Consider the following 18,012-nt stretch of genomic DNA (forward strand, 5'->3'; position numbering starts at 1 on the left):
AGCGCAATCGGATCTGCACTTCCGGGCAATAGTACTGTCTTGCCCTACCCTCAGACCTCTAACTCTTCCCGCCCTACTGCCCAATCCTGACGCCGAGAAGCTGCCTCAGAAGCGCCGAGAAGTCTCCAATCCCGCATCGAGAAGTCACCCGTCAGGGGTGGCGCCGAAGATGTGGGCAGGCCGGGGCGCTTGCGCCCCCGGGGGGACGGCTTGCCGTCCCCATACCCTGCTAAAAGTATGGCAGCCAGTTCGGAGAAGTCACCTTGCTAGGAGATTTGCTAGCTCCTCGAAATAACCTTGAAAAACAGCGGCTAGAGACGAACCTAGTATTGGAAGGACACCCAAAAATGGATCGGTAAGCGACATGGAAATTACGAAGAATACCTTGGACGACATTCGAAAAGACCTCGAAAAGTCCGTAACCGGAGATCGGAAAATGACCTCGAAAAAGATCGAGGTCGCCCTTGCTCCGGACATCCACAAGCAAATGAGCGCGGGCGTCAAGCTCATGACGATTTACGAGATAGTAAGAGCCAAGCTGCCCAAAGAGGCAAGGCTGACGGAATCGACCTTCAAGAAATATTGGCGGAACGCGCGCGACGAATTAAGGCTCGAGCCGATCAAAGCCAGCGGCCGGAAGGGGCCGCGCGAGGCCGCTGCCGATGACCCGCAGAAAACCCTCGAAGCGGTCATCAGGAACACTTCTGCCATCAAATCATCCGCCAGTACCATCGCCGCGGATGACTTATTTCCTGATGATCCCGATGATCCCCAGATAAACACTTCCTCCAACTAGATGTAAGCAGACCATGACGAGTTGCAAACAATACCCGGGGAGTCCCTTAACAAGCGGATCCAGTCGTCGCGCACACCAACGAGTCGGCGGCCTTTGCCGCACCGGATCAGACATCTGTTGACGGGTCAGGATCCTTGGGACTCGTCCGGCAGGTTGATCTCGCCCTCGATCCGGTGTGACAGGTCGAGCCCCTCGACTTTCAGCACCACCTCCGCGTGCAGCGCGCCTCCGGGCAAAGTACCCGCCTCGCGGGCGGCACGCACGGTTTCTTCTATCTGCTGCTGCGATGTCACGCCAACGCGCTTGAGGAACTTGCGCATCGACATGTTGAAATCGTCATCGGTCATGAAGCTCTTCCCTTTTTGTAATCGTGACATGGCAGGCGCCTTTCTGCCGGGTCCAGCGTCAGCGGCAGTCACGCAGTTATCGATACCGAAGCCTATGTCACGGCACCGGTCGCGGGCAACACCGCCAAAAGGTTTCCGAGGCGAGCGCCGAGTGAGCCCTGCTTTCGACGCGGGGTCACAGGATCCATCACGGCAGCCGGGGCAAGTGGGTTCATGGTTGAAGCCCTGCGATTTCCGACAGACGGTGGGCGTGTCATCAATTCAAGCGATGAGGATCCTGTATCATGCCAGCGGACTCGGAACCGATGCGATCCGGCTCGGGGATCGTGCTGATGTGCGTCGGCATCGCCTGCCTTGCTATCAACGACACCATCGCCAAGCTGCTGACAGACAGATATTCGCCGGTCCAGATCCTTTTCCTGCGCAATCTCATCGCGCTACCGCCCGCGCTCGCCATCGCGATGACAATGGGTGGCAAGGTGGCCCTGCGCTCCCATCGGCCAATGGCCCACCTCCTTCGGGGAAGCGTCTGGACCTGCGCGGCAGTGCTCTACTTCATCAGCCTGAGGCATCTCGGGCTTGCCGAAGCCACCACACTGGTCTTCGCGGCGCCCATCTTTATCATCGCGCTGTCCAGCCTGCTGCTGGGCGAACATGTGGGATGGCGGCGCTGGTCGGCAGTGATCGTCGGTTTCGTCGGCGTGCTGATCGTGGTGCGCCCGGGCAGCGAGGCTTTTCAGGCGGTGGCTCTCTACCCAGTGGGCACCGCGCTGTTCTACGCGGTTCTGATGATCGGCTCGCGCTGGGTGGACCCGCGCGAGAACGTCTGGACTCTCATGCTCTACCTGGTCGGAGCCGGGGCGCTGATAAGCGGCATCTTCAGTCCGTTCTTCTGGACCCCGATCCGGCCCGGCGATCTCTGGCTTTTCGCCGGCATCGCGGTCGCGGGGACGGCGGGCATGACGTTGATCACGCAGGCGTTCCGCTTCACCTCGGCGTCACTCGTGGCACATTTCGAATATACCGGACTTCTGTGGGCGACGCTGCTCGGCTGGCTCGTCTGGAGCGACATTCCCGATCTGGCCACCCTCCTCGGCGGTAGCATAATCGTGGCAAGCGGTGTGTTCATCATCTACCGTGGGGACCGCGTGGACGGCTGACACGCGCCAACGATGTTCTCATGGGCGGCGTCAGATTTTCGCAAGCGCCGCACACCCCTCCCCGGCTTGAAAGGGACTGGGCGCAGTCGGATCCCGATTGCGCGAAAGACGATTGGCGAGATCGTCGTCTACACCATTGCGGACAAAGCGTGCCGACGCTTCAGCGTATCTCGCAAATGCGGTCGATCCAAATCCCTCGGCAGGCAATCCCGATGGGAGCGGCAGTCGTCATGTATCGTTTTTCACGACCTGACCTCTTCTTCGCCTCACGGTGCCGGCGGGTCAGATTTGGGCGGTAGGAGGAGAATACCAAAAAAAGGCGTGGGAGGATTTTCACGGGGGTCGATTAAAATCAGGGAACTGCAATTACCTGAGTAAGAAACAATGGCACGAGCACATGACGGCAAGAGAAGATCAAGCAAGCGGCGCGCTACACGGCAGATCTACAAGCGCGTGACCCCCGAAGTTCTGGCAGACTTCATGGAGCGCGCAGATGCAGCCGGATACGCCGATCATCAGGCATATTTGACGGCTTTCATCACTGGCGAGATCGAGCCGGACCTCGCGGCAAGAAAGGTCGCGGTGCAGGGTCTCGGCCACATCGGTAAAATCGGCTCCAACCTCAACCAGCTCGCGCGCGCAGTGAACGCTGGGCGCTTGACTGCCCTCGGACCGGAGGAACGCAAGATCATCGAAGCCGCATGGATTGCAGTTAGGCAGGTCGGCGAAAGCGTCCAGAAAGCTCTGCAGAAATGATCTGCGAAATTATTGGCAAGACTGGCGAGAAAGGAAGCGGTGGAGGCCGTGAGGCATTCGTACCCGGCGTTCATTATGTCTGCAGAAAGGCCAGTCAGATCGAGGCGCGCAATCTCTTATCCTCCAGCTGGAAGAATACCCCGAGAGAGATGCTTCTGACCTCGGAGCTCTCGGAGAGGGTTCAGAAACCTTATTACCACCTCGTCTTGTCATGGCATGAAACGGAGAGGCCGACCGACGCGCAGATGATCGAGGCCATGGAGTATTTGATTGACTCGCTGGGGCTTGCTGAGCATCAGGTCGTGATCGGCACGCATAATGACACGCCGCGCAAGCACATTCATGCAATAGTGAATACGGTCCACCCTCTCACGGGTCAGGTGTGGTCCAAGTCGAATGACCATGCGAAGGCGGAAGCCGCCTGCCGTCAGATCGAGCTGGATCAGGGATGGTCGCACGATCGAGGACGGTTCGACTTCGACGTCATCGAAAAAGACGATCGCAAAATTGCCAAGCTGAAGAAAAACCCCATCGCCTGGGAGAAGAAGAAGCAGGCTCGCGCGGCAGGAAAACGCCCGAAATCCTCCGCTGATATCAAGTTTGAAAAATCGACAGGCTTCGAGACGTTCGAGCACGGCATTCCGGATGGTCTCAGGCAGAAATTTGCAGCGCTGGAAAGCGCGGCTTCCAGTTGGACGGAACTCCACGCAGCCCTCGGGGCGTATGGCCTGACATATTACAAGTCTGGATCCGGCGCGCGCGTCGGTATCATGGGCTCGAGCGAATATACGAAAGCGTCAGCTTTTGGATCGAAGTTCAGCATCTCGAAAATGGAGAGATCACTCGGTCCGTACGAACCGCCCGAAACCGAGTATCAGAACGATCTGAAAGTGAACCGCGTCGAGGTCGCTGCCTTGGTCGCGCCGCCGCCGGATGAAGATGAGAAGGCTACGCGCGCATCTGCTTTCAAGCTCACCCTGCTGCGCCGGATCTACACCGATATTCACATCGATCCGAAAGTAGCACGGGCAATCCGCTTCGTGAATCTTGCCGACACGCCTCCGGAAATCTCATTTGCGGATGGGTCAGCCGTTGTCGATCTCGGCCGCAGGCTGTCGACAACGCAGAGCACGGCAGAGACCCGTGCCACGATGATTGCCATGGCGAAAGCAAAAGGCTGGTCTTCCGTGCGTCCCATTGGAACCCTTGAGTTCATTCGGCAAGCGGCGCTGGACTGCGCCGCGGCGGGCCTTCCTGTCCACGGCGTGCCGCTGGACATCCAGGAGTTGGCAGATCGAGCCCTTGAGCAGACCGAAAAGCGCCAGCGCCGTATTGAGCGAGCTGCCCGGAACATGCAGAGGGGCCACATGGCAGACCTGAAAGAGCGAGAAGACATGATCGCGACAAACGCGCAGGAGCGCAGGTGGAAGGCCCTGATGGTCGCAGACATCACGGCCGAAGCCAAGGCCGCGCAGGAGGCGATTGGCTTCGGCCGGGGTCCAGGACCATCAACGCTCCGAAAGATCAATCGGGAGGAACGGAATGACTGGATCGCATCTCTTCCGGATATGCAGACCGTGTCGAACCCTCAGCCAGCGCCCGATATGGCGAAACAGGACGACAAAGGGCGGCGCCGGATCGCGCATCAGCTTCGCGGCAATGACCAGGCCGAGATTGAGGAGATGAAGCGTTGCGATATCGAGATCATTGCGGGAATGGGCGGCTGGTCAGATGTATCTCGCACGCACCCCGATAGCGCCGACAGGCAGGGGTTGAGGTTCAGGATTTACCAACGCGGCAGCGATACGATCAAAGCAAGCCTGGTCGAGGGGAAGTGGCTCTGGACGTCCAACAAGTCGGGGACGAGCGGTTCGGTCGTCGATCTCTGGCTCCATGACAATCCCGGCCAGACCCTCGGGCGCGCACGCGCGGCCTTCCGCGACATCATAGGCAACCCACCCGCACTGGCAGCGTCTGCACCTTCCGTGAACGATAGCCCCGACGGGGATCATACCGACGCGCGTCGCCGATGGGAGGAAGCGCCGTATATCGGGCGCCAGCGATCCTATGCAGAGACCCGCGGGATCGACCGCAAGACACTCATTCGGTTCCGCCGCGATGTGAGAGCTGATGCCTTCGGCGGGATTTACTTCGCCCACCGAAACCCCGTGACAGGTGACATCCAGGGGTTCGAGCAACGCTGGGAGAAGAATGGCGAGAAGAACACGGCCCGCTTTGCGAAAGGGGGTCGCAAGACCGTGAACGTCCTTGGCGATTCCTCCATCGCCACACGAATGGTTGTCTTTGAAGGAGGGCTCGATGCCCTCGCCCTCGCCGAAATGGAGGACCGAAGCGACACGATCTACGTCAGCACGGGCGGCGGCTTCGGTCCATTGTCGGAAGCCGCACTACGCGAGCACGGACGAGGCAAGACGGTGCATTCCGGTTTCGACAATGACGCCGCCGGGGGCCTGCTCGATGGCAAGCTCCGGGCAATCTTTCCTGCTGCCGAGCGTCTTGCTCCACCATCGCGTGTCGAGGGTGCGGCGGGTGTCTGCAAGGACTGGCTCGATGTCCTGGTTGCCTTTAAATCCGTTGGCGCCGATCCGCAAAGGATGGAAACCGGATGTGACGTGCCGCCCGAAAGAGAGACCGAGCCCGTATCTGTGGATGAGGATCCGGCCGACCAGCCATTCCCATCGACGAATGATGGGCCCAGCTTCTGACAGCGAATGATACCGGGAGAGCCCGGAGACGTCTCATGGCCCGTTCGGCTTCAGCTGGCTGGAAGTTCTCCTGACCCACGGGCTTCATCAAGTTCGTTTGCGAAATAGTTTTACGAGCCACGACCTCAGTCAGGGCGAAATGCGGCGCTTAACTCAATATACTATTTCGCGGGACGCCCGCCGCGCGCCGCCGCAGAGCGGCGATTACCCTGCGGTAGCCCTGAGCCGCTGTGCATCCATAGTGTAGGTTTTCCAATATTATATGAAGGGAAGCTCTGAGCCAGCACGCCTGTCAGGCCAGTTTGCGCAATTCTTTTTCAAGGATGCGGCTTATTGGCGGCTCGATAGCGTTCGGCAGCGCGCCACGATAAAGCAGACGGTCGGGTTAGGATGAAGGCCAGGTTCGGTCTGCATCCCGAACGCCTGATCGCAGATACGGCCTACGGCACCGGACCGATGCTGGGCTGGCTGGTCGATAGCGAGATCGCGCCGCACATACCGGTGTTCGACAAGTCCGGGCACAGTGGCGGCACCTAGACGCGGGCGGACTTCGAGTGGGACGCCGAAAACGACCAATTCACCTGCCTCGAAGGCCATGAGCTCAAGCAGTTCCGCCGGAACTACTCAGACCCGAGCCGGGGACCGACCGGCAAAGGAACGGCCCGCTACCGCGCATTGAAGGACGTCTGCCAGGCGTGCCCATCCAAAGCCAAATGCTGCCCCAACCCCGAGGCGCGCAAGATTACCCGCGAAGAGCATGAAGACGCCCGCCAGGTCGCCCGCGACATCGCCAAGACCCGCCTATACGACACCTGGATGAAGCTTCGAAAAAGGTCGCGATGCTCTTCGCCCACCTCAAACGCATCCTCGGTATGGGCGCCTGCGATTACGTGGCCCATGCGGTGGAAGTGACGAATTCCTCCTCGCCGCCACCGCCCAAAACCTCCGGAAACTGACCAAGGTCTTTCCCGCACCGCAGCAAACGCAAAAAAGCCTGATAGAGAGGGCGCTCGCGCCGCATTTGGAAAAGCCATTTCTGCGCTCGCAAACGTTAATTTTTTTACAGAATGGGCGGATTCCCGTCATTCGCTGCAGGTGCGAGCGCACCCCCGGTCAACTGCGGAAGCTGACATTCAGCTGGGCACCCAAGCCGACGGCCTCTGGTCGACACCACGGGCGGATTCAAGCTATCGCAACGTCTCAACTCGCTCTCAAGACATTTGCGATGCAGGCCAAAGGCGTGAAGAACATGGTCTTCAGGACCCTCGACAATGATTTAGCAAGGAGTTCACGGTCTTTGCCTGAGCACCTCGGCGGTGTCCGACCGCTATGGACAGGTCATTTGACAGCAAGATGCGTTTCCTCAGCAAAAACGTCACCAAGCGGATATTGCCGAGCGTGAAAATTGACCGTGTCTAACCGCATAACTCGAAGAGTGGCTTCGGGGCGAAATCAGGCATCCGGAAATGGGTGACCTTCTGCATCTCCAATGCCCCACACCGCTTTTAGCAGCGAGCCGCCAGCTATTGTCTCGAGAAGTGAGCTGACGCAACCAAGCCGAAGCAGAAGATACAAAGTATCAGCTTAGTTACCGCATGATTATGTCTAGAGAATGGGGAGAAGCTCAAGTTTACGTCGTTCAGATATCCCTCCCAAGTGACAAGACAATCACCTTAGAGAGGTTGTTCATTAGTACCAGATCCGGTTCCCTGAAATCGACTGGAAGCTCGAGCTTGTAGGCCGGCGTGAATAATTATCTTGCATAGAATCGCTTTTTCTTGAACTATAAGTTCGAGTTCAAATGCGAGCTCATACATAAATTTACGAGCAATGTAGCTCTCAATCGCAGCGTCAACTGCGGTCGAGGGCTATTTTTTTGCGTTTAACCATGACGCGGTCGTGAGATAAATGGGGAGTGAAACAATGAAGAGACGGGATTTCCTTGGACGTGCGGGGGCTGCCGGAACCATGGGTTTGGCAGGTGGGCTGTCGATGCCGGCATTGCTTGGCAGCGCGAGCCGCGCATATGCAGCAGGTGACGACATTCCGGTCGGGCTGCTGTTCTCGCTAACGGGCGCTGTGGCCGTTGTGGAGCATACTCTGCATGACGCCGCGCTGATGGCGATCGAAGAGATCAACGCCGCAGGGGGCGTACATGGCAAGCAGTTGCGCCCGATCATCGAAGATCCTGCCTCGGACCCGGCGACCTATGCCGATCGTGCGCGCCGTTTGATGATCCGTGATCAATGTGTAAGCGTCTTTGGCTCCTACACCTCGTCCAGTCGCCAGGCAGTTCTGCCCATCGCCGAGCAGCGCAATAATCTGTATTGGTATCCGACTCTCTACGAGGGACGCGAGTGTTCGCGCAACATCATGTATGGCGGTGCGGTCCCTAACCAGCAGCAAGACATCCTTCTTCCATGGCTGGTCGAGAATTTTGGCAAAAAATTCTACATGATCGGCAACAACTACGTTTATCCGAAAGAGGAAAACAACTATTGCCGCATCCTTTTGAATGAGCTCGGTGGCGAGGTTGTACACGAAGAATACGTGCCGATGGGTCATTCCGATTTCAGCTCGGCAATCAACCGCATTCGTGCCGAAGAACCTGACGTGATATTCACGACCCTCGTTGGCGACTCGGACGTGGCCTTTGCCCGTCAGTATCACGCGGCTGAACTCGATCCCGAAAAGATGCCGGTTTGTAGCCTGACCCGGTCCGAGGTCGAGGTGAAGGCCATCGGCGGCGAGGCGGCGGCTGGCCACTTCTCTTCTGCGCCGTATTTCATGGGCCATGAATCGGCCGAGAACGAGAAGTTCGTCGAAAGCTACAAGGCACGGTTCGGCGCGGACGAGGTCACGCACTTCGTCAGTGAGGCGGCTTACTTCCAAGTCTATCAATTCAAGGCAGCGCTCGAGAAGCTTGACCCGGCCAACATGAGCCCCGCGGCGATCCGCGATGCATCGGTGGGCATGACCATCATGGCGCCGCAGGGTGAAGTTCTGATCGACGATAACCTGCACGCCCATCTGTGGCCAAAGGTTGGCCAGTGGCAGTCGGACGGGCAGGCCAAGGTCATCCTGCAATCAGATGAGCGCATAGCACCAAAGCCCTTCGCGGCCTATCCGGGGCAGGAATGCACCGGCGAGGGTCTGGTCAAAGCCTGATCCTGGCCTTTCGCGCCACCTGAAACCTCAACACCCAACACAGTCCGGCTCACATCTTGAGCCGGACTAACGAAGAGGGCTGTCCTATGGACGTAGTTTTTAACCAGGTTTTTGCCGGTCTGAGTATCGCCTCGATCTTGCTCATCATCGCTCTGGGCCTTGCAATCATTTACGGCACCATGGGTGTGATCAACTTGGCGCATGGCGAATTCGTCATGCTGGGCGCTTATGCCACTTGGGCGTTACAGACCCATGCGGGGCTGGGCGTGATCACTTCGCTGCCATTGGTTTTCCTGGCGGTGGCTGCGGCGGGCTGGGTAATCGAAAAGGTCATCGTGCAGCGACTGTACACGCGCCCGCTGGATACTATTCTTGCGACTTGGGGTATCGGGATCATCCTGCAACAGGCGATCCGGTTGGGTGTCGGCGCCGAGTCGAAATTTGTGCGCGGCCCCGAGTGGCTATCGGGCAATGTCGAAATCGGCGCTCTTGTTATGTCCAATTACCGGCTCTTCGTTATCGCTTTCTCGCTGTTCATTCTGGCGGGCACATGGCTGCTGATGACCCGGACCGAATTTGGCATGAAGCTGCGGGCTGTCATCCAGAACCGCAGAATTTCCGAGTGCTACGGGATCGAAGCCAAAAAAGTTTATTCGGTCACGTTCGCCTACGGCGCGGGTCTGGCGGGTATCGCGGGCGCGCTTATAACGCCTTTGTTCAGCACTATTCCCACAATGGGCACGGGCCTGGTCGTGGATGCGTTTCTCGTGGTGATCGTCGGCGGTCTTGGCAGCTTGGTCGGCACGGCTACTGCTGCGCTGCTGATTGGCGAGGTGACCGCGCTTTTCTCGATCGTGATCAACGACACGCTGGGGCGGATCGCGGTTCTGGCGGGGATCATTGTGCTGATCCGCTTCCGCCCGCGCGGTCTTTTCCCCTCTGACACACGCCGCTGAGGAGCGAGTTGATGAACACAAGACTATCATATGATATTATGGGGCTGGCAATTTTTGCTGCGGTGGTCCTTTTCGCAGTGCCCGCCTTCTTCGGCTACGATGCGTTCGAGTTGAACACTTTCTCGCGCTACCTCAGCCTGGCGATCGTGTCGATGGCACTGGCGCTGTCTTGGGGCACGGCCGGATTGCTGAACCTCGGGCAGGCCGCGACATTCGGCATGGGCTCTTACGCCATGGCGATGCACCTGAAGTTGAAGGCCAGCGGCGGGAGCCTGCCGGACTTCATGGGGTGGAACAACGTAGAGGCGCTGCCGCTGCTATGGGTGCCCTTTCACTCGCTTGCTTTTACCCTGTTGGCCGGGCTTCTTGTCCCTGCGGCTGTGGGTGGACTGATCGCGATCTTCATGTTCCGCGCCCGGATTGCGGGTGTGTTCGTTGCCGTGATCACGCTTGCATTCCTCGTGGCATTCCAACTGCTGGTGATCGAGCAGCAGGGCTTCACCGGTGGGCAAAATGGTCTGACCGGGCTGGCGCCGCTGATCTTGTTCGGCTGGGCTGTCGATATCTACAGCGTTGCCTTCTACTATCTTGTTGCTGGCTGCTTGATGGCTGCGCTGACTTTTGGCCTCTACCTGACACATTCCAAGTTCGGGCTGATCCTGCGCGCCATCCGCGAGGATCCGGAGCGGACCCGATATTTCGGCTACAACGTTGCCAATTATCAGACGGTCATTTTCTGCATCTCGGCGGGTCTCGCCGGCTTGGCGGGAATGCTCTACGCGCTGGTGCTGGAGTTCGCGTCGCCCACTTACATGAGCGTTTCGTTCAGCCTGGCAATCGTCATCTGGTGCGCGGTCGGTGGGCGCGAATCCGTGCTGGCGGCAGCAGTCGGGGCGATCCTCGTCAACTTGGCCGAGGGCCGTTTGTCGGACGTATTCGTCGAAGGCTGGCACATGATGTTGGGCGTGATGTTTCTGCTCGTGGTCATGTTCATGCCGCGCGGCATCTACGGTGTCATCGTCGACACGGGCCGTGCGCTGCGCCGCAAGGCGCCGAGCCGCGAGACGCCGCAAGCCGACGCTCCCCTCAATTCAAAGCAGGAGGGCTGATCATGGCGCAGCTTCAAGTCAGAGATCTGCAAGTGACGTTTGGCGGTTTGAGGGCGGTCGATGGCATGACTTTCGATGTCGAGCAGGGTGAGATCCTGTGTTTGCTGGGACCCAACGGTGCAGGCAAGTCGACGACACTGGACCTGATATGTGGCAAGACCCAGCCCACAGGCGGCTCGGTCAAGCTGCACAATACAGAGATCTCGACGCTCCTGGAATTTGAGCGTGCGCGCCTTGGGGTTGGGCGAAAGTTCCAGGTGCCGTCCGTCTACAAGGAACTCACAGTCGCCGAAAACCTGTCTGTTGCCCGATCGTCGAGACCTGGCATCTGGCACGCGCTGACCAATCCGTCGGTGCGCCGCAACGCCAAGGTGCGGGATATCCTTGATCTGGTCGGGTTGGCGGACAAGTCGGGGGAACCTGCCGGTAACCTGTCGCACGGCGAGACGCAGTGGCTCGAGATCGCCATGCTGATCGCCCAGGACAGCCGCCTGATCCTGATGGACGAGCCGACAGCTGGCATGACGATCCAGGAGACGGACCGCACCGCCAAGATCTTCCGCTCGCTCAGCGCGAACCACACTCTGATCGTCGTCGAGCACGACATGTCCTTCGTGCGCACCGTCGCCGACAGGATCATCGTGATGAATCAAGGCACCAAGCTGGCCGAAGGCTCGATCGAAGAGATCGAGGCGAATGAAGCGGTCAAGACCGCGTATCTGGGGCACTGAGACATGGAACATCTGAGCGCGAACAACCTTTATTCCTACTACGGCAAAAGCCCAATCCTGCAGGGTGTGACCTTTGATCTGAAACCAGGTGAGTTTCTGTCGGTATTGGGCAGGAACGGTGTCGGCAAAACGACCCTGCTCAAGAGCATCATGGGCCTTACCGACAGTTGCCAGGGCGGTTTGCAGTTTGGCGGCACCGACCTGTTGAAATGCTCGACGCCGCAGCGGGCCATTCAGGGTATCGGCTATATCCCGCAGGGGCGTGAAATCATCCCGCGTTTCACCGTGCGCGAGAATATCATGATGGGCACCTTCGCGCGCTCCGACGGCAAACGCGACATTCCTGAATACCTTTTTGATATGTTCCCGATGCTTAGCGATTTCATTTCGCGCAAGGGGGGCGATCTGTCCGGGGGGCAGCAGCAGCAATTGGCGATTGCCCGCGCTCTGGCAATGGATCCCAAGATCCTGATGCTGGATGAGCCGACCGAAGGCATTCAGCCCAACATCGTCAAACAGATCGAGGATGCGATCATCCAGCTTAACCGCGACCGGGGACTGGGGATCATTCTGGTCGAGCAGAACGTGCCATTCGCGCGTGCTGCGTCCGATCGCTTTCTCGTGCTCGACAAGGGGCGCGTCGTTCTGAGCGGCACCTCTTCCGAGCTGACAGACTCCGTCGTGGAGGAACACCTGACGTTCTGAGATCGCAGGTTCAAGACCACAATCTAACCACCGCTATGAAAGGATAGGACATGAGACATGGAGATATTTCGAGCAGCGACGACACCGTTGGCGTTGCGGTCGTAAACTATAAGATGCCGCGCCTGCACACGCGCGCGGAGGTGATGGAGAACGCCGAAAAGATCGCCGACATGATCATCGGAATGAAGCAGGGTCTGCCCGGCATGGATCTGGTGGTCTTTCCGGAATACAGCACCCAAGGGATCATGTACGATCCTGACGAGATGATGGAAACCGCCGCCACCGTTCCGGGCGACGAGACCGAGGTGTTCGCGCGCGCGTGCCGCAAGGCAAACACGTGGGGCGTATTCTCGATCACCGGCGAGCGGCACGAAGAGCACCCCAAGAAGTCGCCCTACAACACCCTCATCTTGATGAACAACAAGGGTGAGATCGTGCAGAAGTATCGCAAGATCCTGCCGTGGTGCCCGATCGAGGGGTGGTATCCAGGTGACTGCACCCATGTCGCCGTCGGCCCCAAGGGAATGAAGATCAGCCTGATTATCTGCGACGATGGCAACTACCCGGAAATCTGGCGCGATTGCGCGATGCGCGGTGCCGAACTGATCGTGCGCTGCCAGGGCTACATGTATCCTGCAAAGGAACAGCAGGTTCGCATGTCGCAGACGATGGCATGGGCGAACAACTGCTATGTTGCGGTCGCCAACGCATCCGGGTTCGACGGGGTCTACAGCTACTTTGGCCACTCATCGCTTATCGGGTTCGACGGGCGGACACTGGGCGAGTGCGGCACAGAGGAAATGGGCATCCAATATGCGCAGCTGTCAGTTTCGCAGATTCGCGACGCCCGCCAGAACGACCAGTCGCAGAACCACCTCTTCAAACTTCTGCACCGCGGATACACCGGCATGCACAACTCGGGCGACGGCGACAAGGGCGTGGCGGATTGCCCGTTCGAGTTCTATCGCAACTGGGTGAACGACGCCGAGAAAACCCGCGAGGATGTGGAGGCATTTACTCGCGACACAATTGGCACAGCTCAATGTCCCGTAGGCAACTTGCCGACAGGTGCCAAGGAAAAAGAGGCCGGTTAAACGGCGAGCTGAAGCGCGGCGCCAATGGGCGCCGCGCATTCGAGCCCGGAATACTTTGAAGGACCGCGTCCATGCCATTCATGACCGACCGCCTGCATGCAGTGCAGCGCGACGACCAACTCAAAAGCGCCCTGGCAGACGAGAATACACGTGACATCAGCCATGCGGCTGCAAAGTCGGAGTCCAGCTATCTCAACTCGCGCTTCTCATTTGACATGGGGGTGGTCGAGAAGGAGTTGCGCAGTTCGATAATCGGCCAGGACAGCGCCATCGACGAGGTTCTGGAAATCCTCAAGGTGGTGCGCGCCGATATCGGCGATCCGCGCAAGCCACTCGCCTCGCTCTTGTTCTGTGGACCCACCGGCGTTGGCAAGACCGAGACAGTCCGGACTGTCGCCCGCGCCCTCTATGGTGATGCGGATGCGATGTGCCGGATCGACATGAACACGCTGGCACAAGAGCATTACGCGGCTTCCTTTACGGGCGCCCCTCCAGGGTATGTTGGCTCCAAGGAGGGCACCACGATCCTTGATCAGGAAAAGATCGAAGGGACCCGAAACTTGCCCGGTATCGTTTTGCTGGACGAGCTAGAAAAGGCCAGCAACGAGGTGGTTCTGGCGCTGCTCAATGTGTTCGACAATGGTTTGCTGACGGTCGCCTCCGGTGAGCGGACCTATTCTTTCCGCAATGCGATCATCTTCATGTCATCCAACCTTGGCGCCCGCGAATTGATGGATCTGGAGGAGGGACGAACCGGACTGTTGTCGAGGTTCAAAGGGCAGGCCAAGGACCCGCGCATGCGTGCGCAGGATATTGTGATGAAGTGTCTGCTGGATCGTTTTCCACCCGAGTTCGTGAACCGTATCGACCATGTCGACACGTTCAACTGGCTGGGCCGTGACACGATGCCGGATCTTGTCGACGTCGAGATGGAAAGCCTCAACCGAAGATTGCGCAAACATGACGTCGTTATTAGCATCGACAATACCGTGCGCGGGTACTTGGCAGAACAGGGCTACGACAAGCGCTTTGGCGCGCGCGGACTGAGGCGTGCCATGCGGCGGCATCTGGAATTTCCACTGGCGACCTTTCTGCTGGAGCCGGGTATGAAGGGCGATATGTCCGAGGGAGCCAGCCCGATCAGGCTGACCGCCAGCCTGAACGTCGACAAAATCGTCTTTGGGCATGTTTGAAAGGGATAAATGTAGTGACTAAGCAGGAGAGCTGGAAAATCGGAACGCTCTTTTCGACGTCAGGTGTGACGGCGATCATCGAGCAATCGCAGCTCAACGGCACTCTTCTTGCAATTGGTGAAATCAACGCGCGCGGAGGTGTGAGGGGACGCATAATCGAACCAATCAGCTACAATCCCGGCTCAATTGTCTCCAACTACGGCGAGATGGCCGAAAAGCTTATCGTTGACGACAAGATCACGGCGCTGTTCGGCTGTTACATGTCGTCTTCGCGCAAGGAAGTTTTGCCGATCGTCGAGCGGCGAAACGCACTGTTTTTTTACCCCACCCTCTATGAAGGGTTCGAGTATTCGCCCAACGTGATTTACGGCGGCGCGACGCCCAACCAGAACAGCGTGCCTTTGGCAAACTACCTGATGAACACGTTCGGCAAGCGCATCTTTTTTGTAGGGTCCGATTATATCTACCCACGCGAATCAAACCGAGTGATGCGAAACGTGGTACGCCAAGGCGGCGGCGAAATTCTGGGTGAGCACTATCTTGGCTTTGACACGGACGCAGAGGGCTTCGCCGACATCGCTCGTGAAATCGTGAACATGGAGCCTGATGCGATCTTCTCGACTGTCGTAGGACAAATGTGCATCGATTTCTATCGCGCCTATCACGCAGCTGGCGGCGATGGACGCCTATGCCCGATCGGTAGCCTTACTACGAACGAGGCCGAAATAGCCGCAATTGGCCCAGAGTCCGCTGTGGGGCACATCACTGCCGCGCCGTATTTTCGCACGATTAGCTCACCTGCTAACCGAAAGTTCTTGAAAGCTTACAAAGAGAAGTTCGGTACAGTTAGCGACGTGACCAGTGGTTGTGAGGCGGCTTACAGCCAGGTGCATTTGTTTGCCGCCGTTCTTGAAGAGGTCGGCGAGATGGATACCGAGAGACTACACGACGCCTTGCTTGGCCTGACATTTGATGCCCCGCAAGGGCAGATCAAGATCGACCCTGACAACAACCACACGTACCTTCAATCGCGCATCGCACGGGTCGACGCGAATGGCGAATTCGTCATCGAAAACAAACTACGCCGATCTATCAAGCCCGACCCCTATCTGGTGTATCCTGAGATTCATGACCGCAGCTTCAGGACCCAGAAGGTGAGCCAAACAACGCTATGATACATGAGTGATTTCATTCAGGAGTTGAGGGACCTCCACACTTTGGTCGTTCATCAAAGAGACCGCAGCGCGGACGACCTGCTACAGCAGGTCAATCGGATCGGATGCAATTTCGAGAATGCGTGGCCATTGCCTGAGGTGCTGCAAAAGAAATTTGATCTGGTGTTCATTGATGTCACGGATCAACCGACCAGTCGTATCAAGGCCTTTTTGAGCAGCAGCGGGCACGAGCCGCCGACAGTGGTCGCCGTAATCGGATACGAGAATCCTTCCACACTGGAATCGATATTCGAGATCGGTGCCCACGCTTTGATCACGAAGCCGATACGTGCCGCCGGTGTTCTCAGCAGTATGCTCATGGCGCGGCGGTACTGGGCCGAACAGATTAAATTTCAAAAAGACTTGTCCAAGTTGCGCGACCGTCTGGGCAACATGCAAAAAATCAACGACGCGAAGTTCATCCTGATGCGACATCACGGTATAGACGAAAAGGGAGCCTACGCAGTCATTCGAAAGCAGGCGATGGCCAAACGGACGACTACGTTCGAGATTGCCCAGTCAATTATCAATGCTGATGGGATCCTGCGCAACCTTGGCGACGACTAAGATATATCGGTCCCTCCTGATCAGTGAGTACGTCCGTCTGACATAGCGTGCGTCGCGGGAACGACATCTTTGCCAAAGCTGCAGCGCAGAATATGAACGCAATTCGGGAGTCCGTAATGGGCCGGAAGCGACGGTCTCTGATGGACCGCCTCTGATGCAGGCCGGACGGCTGCCCCGCGCGCCCCTGCATACACGCTTGGAGCCCATTTTATCGGATTCCCGCAGTGCAGATTCAGAAACACACATAGCTACAGCTTATGATTTAAGTTTGGAAGCCAATTATTTTATCCGTCTGCATTCGCTCGCCAAGCCTCTCGGAAGTTAACTCAGATTGAAGGCCGTCTAATTCCTCATAGCTATTCGCGACTATCCATTGCCTCGCCATTTCCAGTGTAAAGTGGTTGACGATTTCAGCAATGTTACAGTGCTCAGGGCCGGCTTGGAACCACGAGATTTTCATCCTGGTTTCGCCTGGTACACCATTGGGTGTTCCGACCATTAATGTGCGCGGACTAAGCGGCATAGCGACTGATTCAAGTCGTAGCGGCGTGGTCTCCATGAAAGGTCTCTCATTGATCAAGAGTGGTACAGGAAGATCGTACAAAATTGTGAATTGCCAAGAGGCAAACATTTTGAACTTCAACGCTATCGAATTCAACACATTAGCCACGGATAGCTCATGCATCGATTGATTCACGGGATGCATGGCCTGTGTCGCCATGTACATGCTGTATGCATTTCGACTACCAAGGGCGATACAGCCACGAATAGCTTGATTAAGGAGCTTTTGGTTTTTGAAGCTCTGCAGCTTTCCGGCGGCAGCACTTCGCGCAAACTGAGCAAGTCCATTCTCATCGACCGAAAACCAATCCTCTAATGAATCATCGCGCCTTCCGTCAATGCGCTTTGGTACATAGAGGTAGTCCGTAATTGCAAATTGTGCTTCTCGTCCTTCCTCAAAACGAAGGTCTTGAGTGGATAGGTCTACATGGTGAAAACCTTTAACAGTGCCTCGGTTGCCTAACCAATTCTTCAAGAGGCCTTTCGGCACTTCATGATTTCTCCGTTTGACCGTCATCCGCCTTTTCCAAACCTGCATACGCCGTATAAATAACTAAGTATCGCCAGACATTTTGTGAAATTTTTATCGCGGCGATATTTCGTGGAGACCGTGTTGGCAATCGAAAATTTTGCAGCGGATACCGTCTCCTGCCTCGAATCTGAGAAAGCATGCACTCAATTTTAAATCTACGAGGTCTGCTCCGCTCGCACTGCGGACCGCCACTTACCAGACCGTGCTGCACGATACTTCGAATGGCCGGTCTGGTGAAGCTGCACCGCGGCGATCGGCCAGGGACTGAACGGCAAGTCTGGGCCGTTCTCAGCGAACTGGATTTCCTGCACCTGCGAAATCCTGCGGGACGGCAATTGGTAAAGAGGGCTCGAAGCTGACTTGCGGCGGTGCAGCACTCGATTCTGGACCATCATCG

The 18,012-nt window shown here is 57.5% G+C and carries 15 protein-coding genes and 1 pseudogene; 14 read left to right on the forward strand and 2 right to left on the reverse strand.

Features of this window, described 5'->3' with window-relative positions; translation table 11 throughout:
• Positions 1–364: 364 nt before the first annotated feature.
• Positions 365–796: a hypothetical protein gene (locus ACEWPL_RS11920; RefSeq protein ID WP_393932292.1), complete on the forward strand. Its 432-nt coding sequence runs from the start codon at positions 365–367 to the stop codon at positions 794–796.
• Positions 797–921: 125 nt separating this feature from the next.
• On the opposite strand, the gene ACEWPL_RS11925 is transcribed toward ACEWPL_RS11920, so the two are convergent.
• On the reverse strand, positions 922–1,143 hold the full coding sequence (locus ACEWPL_RS11925; RefSeq protein ID WP_393932290.1) for a DUF6494 family protein: 222 nt from the start codon (positions 1,141–1,143) through the stop codon (positions 922–924).
• A gap of 284 nt (positions 1,144–1,427) precedes the next feature.
• Between ACEWPL_RS11925 and ACEWPL_RS11930 the strand changes: the two genes are divergently transcribed.
• The 13 genes and pseudogenes from ACEWPL_RS11930 (at position 1,428) to ACEWPL_RS11990 (ending at position 16,522) form a co-directional block, all read left to right on the forward strand.
• Positions 1,428–2,303: a DMT family transporter gene (locus tag ACEWPL_RS11930; RefSeq protein WP_393932288.1), complete on the forward strand. Its 876-nt coding sequence runs from the start codon at positions 1,428–1,430 to the stop codon at positions 2,301–2,303.
• A gap of 384 nt (positions 2,304–2,687) precedes the next feature.
• Positions 2,688–3,059: a plasmid mobilization relaxosome protein MobC gene (gene mobC, locus ACEWPL_RS11935; protein WP_393932286.1), complete on the forward strand. Its 372-nt coding sequence runs from the start codon at positions 2,688–2,690 to the stop codon at positions 3,057–3,059.
• Positions 3,056–5,785, forward strand: coding sequence for a relaxase/mobilization nuclease domain-containing protein (locus ACEWPL_RS11940; RefSeq protein ID WP_393932284.1), 2,730 nt, complete (start codon positions 3,056–3,058; stop codon positions 5,783–5,785). The genes mobC and ACEWPL_RS11940 overlap by 4 nt, the downstream gene beginning before the upstream one ends.
• 387 nt (positions 5,786–6,172) lie before the next feature.
• Positions 6,173–6,767, forward strand: a pseudogene (locus ACEWPL_RS11945) (transposase); the annotation flags it as partial.
• A 986-nt stretch (positions 6,768–7,753) separates the two neighbouring features.
• Complete coding sequence (locus ACEWPL_RS11950) at positions 7,754–8,953, forward strand: transporter substrate-binding domain-containing protein (protein ID WP_393932539.1); 1,200 nt, start codon at positions 7,754–7,756, stop codon at positions 8,951–8,953.
• An 86-nt stretch (positions 8,954–9,039) separates the two neighbouring features.
• Positions 9,040–9,909 carry an urea ABC transporter permease subunit UrtB gene (urtB, locus tag ACEWPL_RS11955; RefSeq protein ID WP_393932282.1) on the forward strand — a complete coding sequence of 290 codons (870 nt, stop codon included), beginning with the start codon at positions 9,040–9,042 and terminating at the stop codon, positions 9,907–9,909.
• 11 nt (positions 9,910–9,920) lie between these two features.
• On the forward strand, positions 9,921–11,018 hold the full coding sequence (gene urtC / locus ACEWPL_RS11960) for an urea ABC transporter permease subunit UrtC (protein WP_393932280.1): 1,098 nt from the start codon (positions 9,921–9,923) through the stop codon (positions 11,016–11,018).
• 2 nt (positions 11,019–11,020) lie between these two features.
• Positions 11,021–11,749, forward strand: a complete 729-nt coding sequence (locus ACEWPL_RS11965) for an ABC transporter ATP-binding protein (protein WP_393932278.1) — start codon at positions 11,021–11,023, stop codon at positions 11,747–11,749.
• 3 nt (positions 11,750–11,752) lie between these two features.
• A complete protein-coding gene (gene urtE, locus ACEWPL_RS11970; RefSeq protein WP_393932276.1) occupies positions 11,753–12,454 on the forward strand; it encodes an urea ABC transporter ATP-binding subunit UrtE in 702 nt (233 codons plus the stop codon).
• A gap of 50 nt (positions 12,455–12,504) precedes the next feature.
• Positions 12,505–13,548 carry an aliphatic amidase gene (locus ACEWPL_RS11975; RefSeq protein WP_393932274.1) on the forward strand — a complete coding sequence of 348 codons (1,044 nt, stop codon included), beginning with the start codon at positions 12,505–12,507 and terminating at the stop codon, positions 13,546–13,548.
• Between the two features lie 71 nt (positions 13,549–13,619).
• Positions 13,620–14,741: an AAA family ATPase gene (locus tag ACEWPL_RS11980; RefSeq protein WP_393932272.1), complete on the forward strand. Its 1,122-nt coding sequence runs from the start codon at positions 13,620–13,622 to the stop codon at positions 14,739–14,741.
• A 14-nt stretch (positions 14,742–14,755) separates the two neighbouring features.
• A complete protein-coding gene (locus ACEWPL_RS11985) occupies positions 14,756–15,916 on the forward strand; it encodes a transporter substrate-binding domain-containing protein (RefSeq protein ID WP_393932270.1) in 1,161 nt (386 codons plus the stop codon).
• A gap of 3 nt (positions 15,917–15,919) precedes the next feature.
• The gene (locus ACEWPL_RS11990; RefSeq protein ID WP_393932268.1) at positions 15,920–16,522 is read left to right on the forward strand and encodes an ANTAR domain-containing response regulator; all 603 of its coding nucleotides are present in this window, start codon (positions 15,920–15,922) and stop codon (positions 16,520–16,522) included.
• A 262-nt stretch (positions 16,523–16,784) separates the two neighbouring features.
• On the opposite strand, the gene ACEWPL_RS11995 is transcribed toward ACEWPL_RS11990, so the two are convergent.
• Positions 16,785–17,600, reverse strand: a complete 816-nt coding sequence (locus tag ACEWPL_RS11995) for a hypothetical protein (RefSeq protein ID WP_393932266.1) — start codon at positions 17,598–17,600, stop codon at positions 16,785–16,787.
• Between the last annotated feature and the right edge of the window lie 412 nt (positions 17,601–18,012).

The organism is Roseovarius roseus (assembly GCF_043355935.2).
Classification (GTDB): Bacteria; Pseudomonadota; Alphaproteobacteria; order Rhodobacterales; family Rhodobacteraceae; genus Roseovarius; species Roseovarius roseus.

What these genes read in the sequence shown, in the direction of transcription:
- ACEWPL_RS11920 (WP_393932292.1), top strand. Translation starts at nt 365, where the DNA reads ATGGAAATTACGAAGAATACCTTGGACGACATTCGAAAAGACCTCGAA.
- ACEWPL_RS11925 (WP_393932290.1), bottom strand. Translation starts at nt 1,143, where the DNA reads ATGACCGATGACGATTTCAACATGTCGATGCGCAAGTTCCTCAAGCGC.
- ACEWPL_RS11930 (WP_393932288.1), top strand. Translation starts at nt 1,428, where the DNA reads ATGCCAGCGGACTCGGAACCGATGCGATCCGGCTCGGGGATCGTGCTG.
- mobC (WP_393932286.1), top strand. Translation starts at nt 2,688, where the DNA reads ATGGCACGAGCACATGACGGCAAGAGAAGATCAAGCAAGCGGCGCGCT.
- ACEWPL_RS11940 (WP_393932284.1), top strand. Translation starts at nt 3,056, where the DNA reads ATGATCTGCGAAATTATTGGCAAGACTGGCGAGAAAGGAAGCGGTGGA.
- ACEWPL_RS11950 (WP_393932539.1), top strand. Translation starts at nt 7,754, where the DNA reads ATGGGTTTGGCAGGTGGGCTGTCGATGCCGGCATTGCTTGGCAGCGCG.
- urtB (WP_393932282.1), top strand. Translation starts at nt 9,040, where the DNA reads ATGGACGTAGTTTTTAACCAGGTTTTTGCCGGTCTGAGTATCGCCTCG.
- urtC (WP_393932280.1), top strand. Translation starts at nt 9,921, where the DNA reads ATGAACACAAGACTATCATATGATATTATGGGGCTGGCAATTTTTGCT.
- ACEWPL_RS11965 (WP_393932278.1), top strand. Translation starts at nt 11,021, where the DNA reads ATGGCGCAGCTTCAAGTCAGAGATCTGCAAGTGACGTTTGGCGGTTTG.
- urtE (WP_393932276.1), top strand. Translation starts at nt 11,753, where the DNA reads ATGGAACATCTGAGCGCGAACAACCTTTATTCCTACTACGGCAAAAGC.
- ACEWPL_RS11975 (WP_393932274.1), top strand. Translation starts at nt 12,505, where the DNA reads ATGAGACATGGAGATATTTCGAGCAGCGACGACACCGTTGGCGTTGCG.
- ACEWPL_RS11980 (WP_393932272.1), top strand. Translation starts at nt 13,620, where the DNA reads ATGCCATTCATGACCGACCGCCTGCATGCAGTGCAGCGCGACGACCAA.
- ACEWPL_RS11990 (WP_393932268.1), top strand. Translation starts at nt 15,920, where the DNA reads ATGAGTGATTTCATTCAGGAGTTGAGGGACCTCCACACTTTGGTCGTT.
- ACEWPL_RS11995 (WP_393932266.1), bottom strand. Translation starts at nt 17,600, where the DNA reads ATGACGGTCAAACGGAGAAATCATGAAGTGCCGAAAGGCCTCTTGAAG.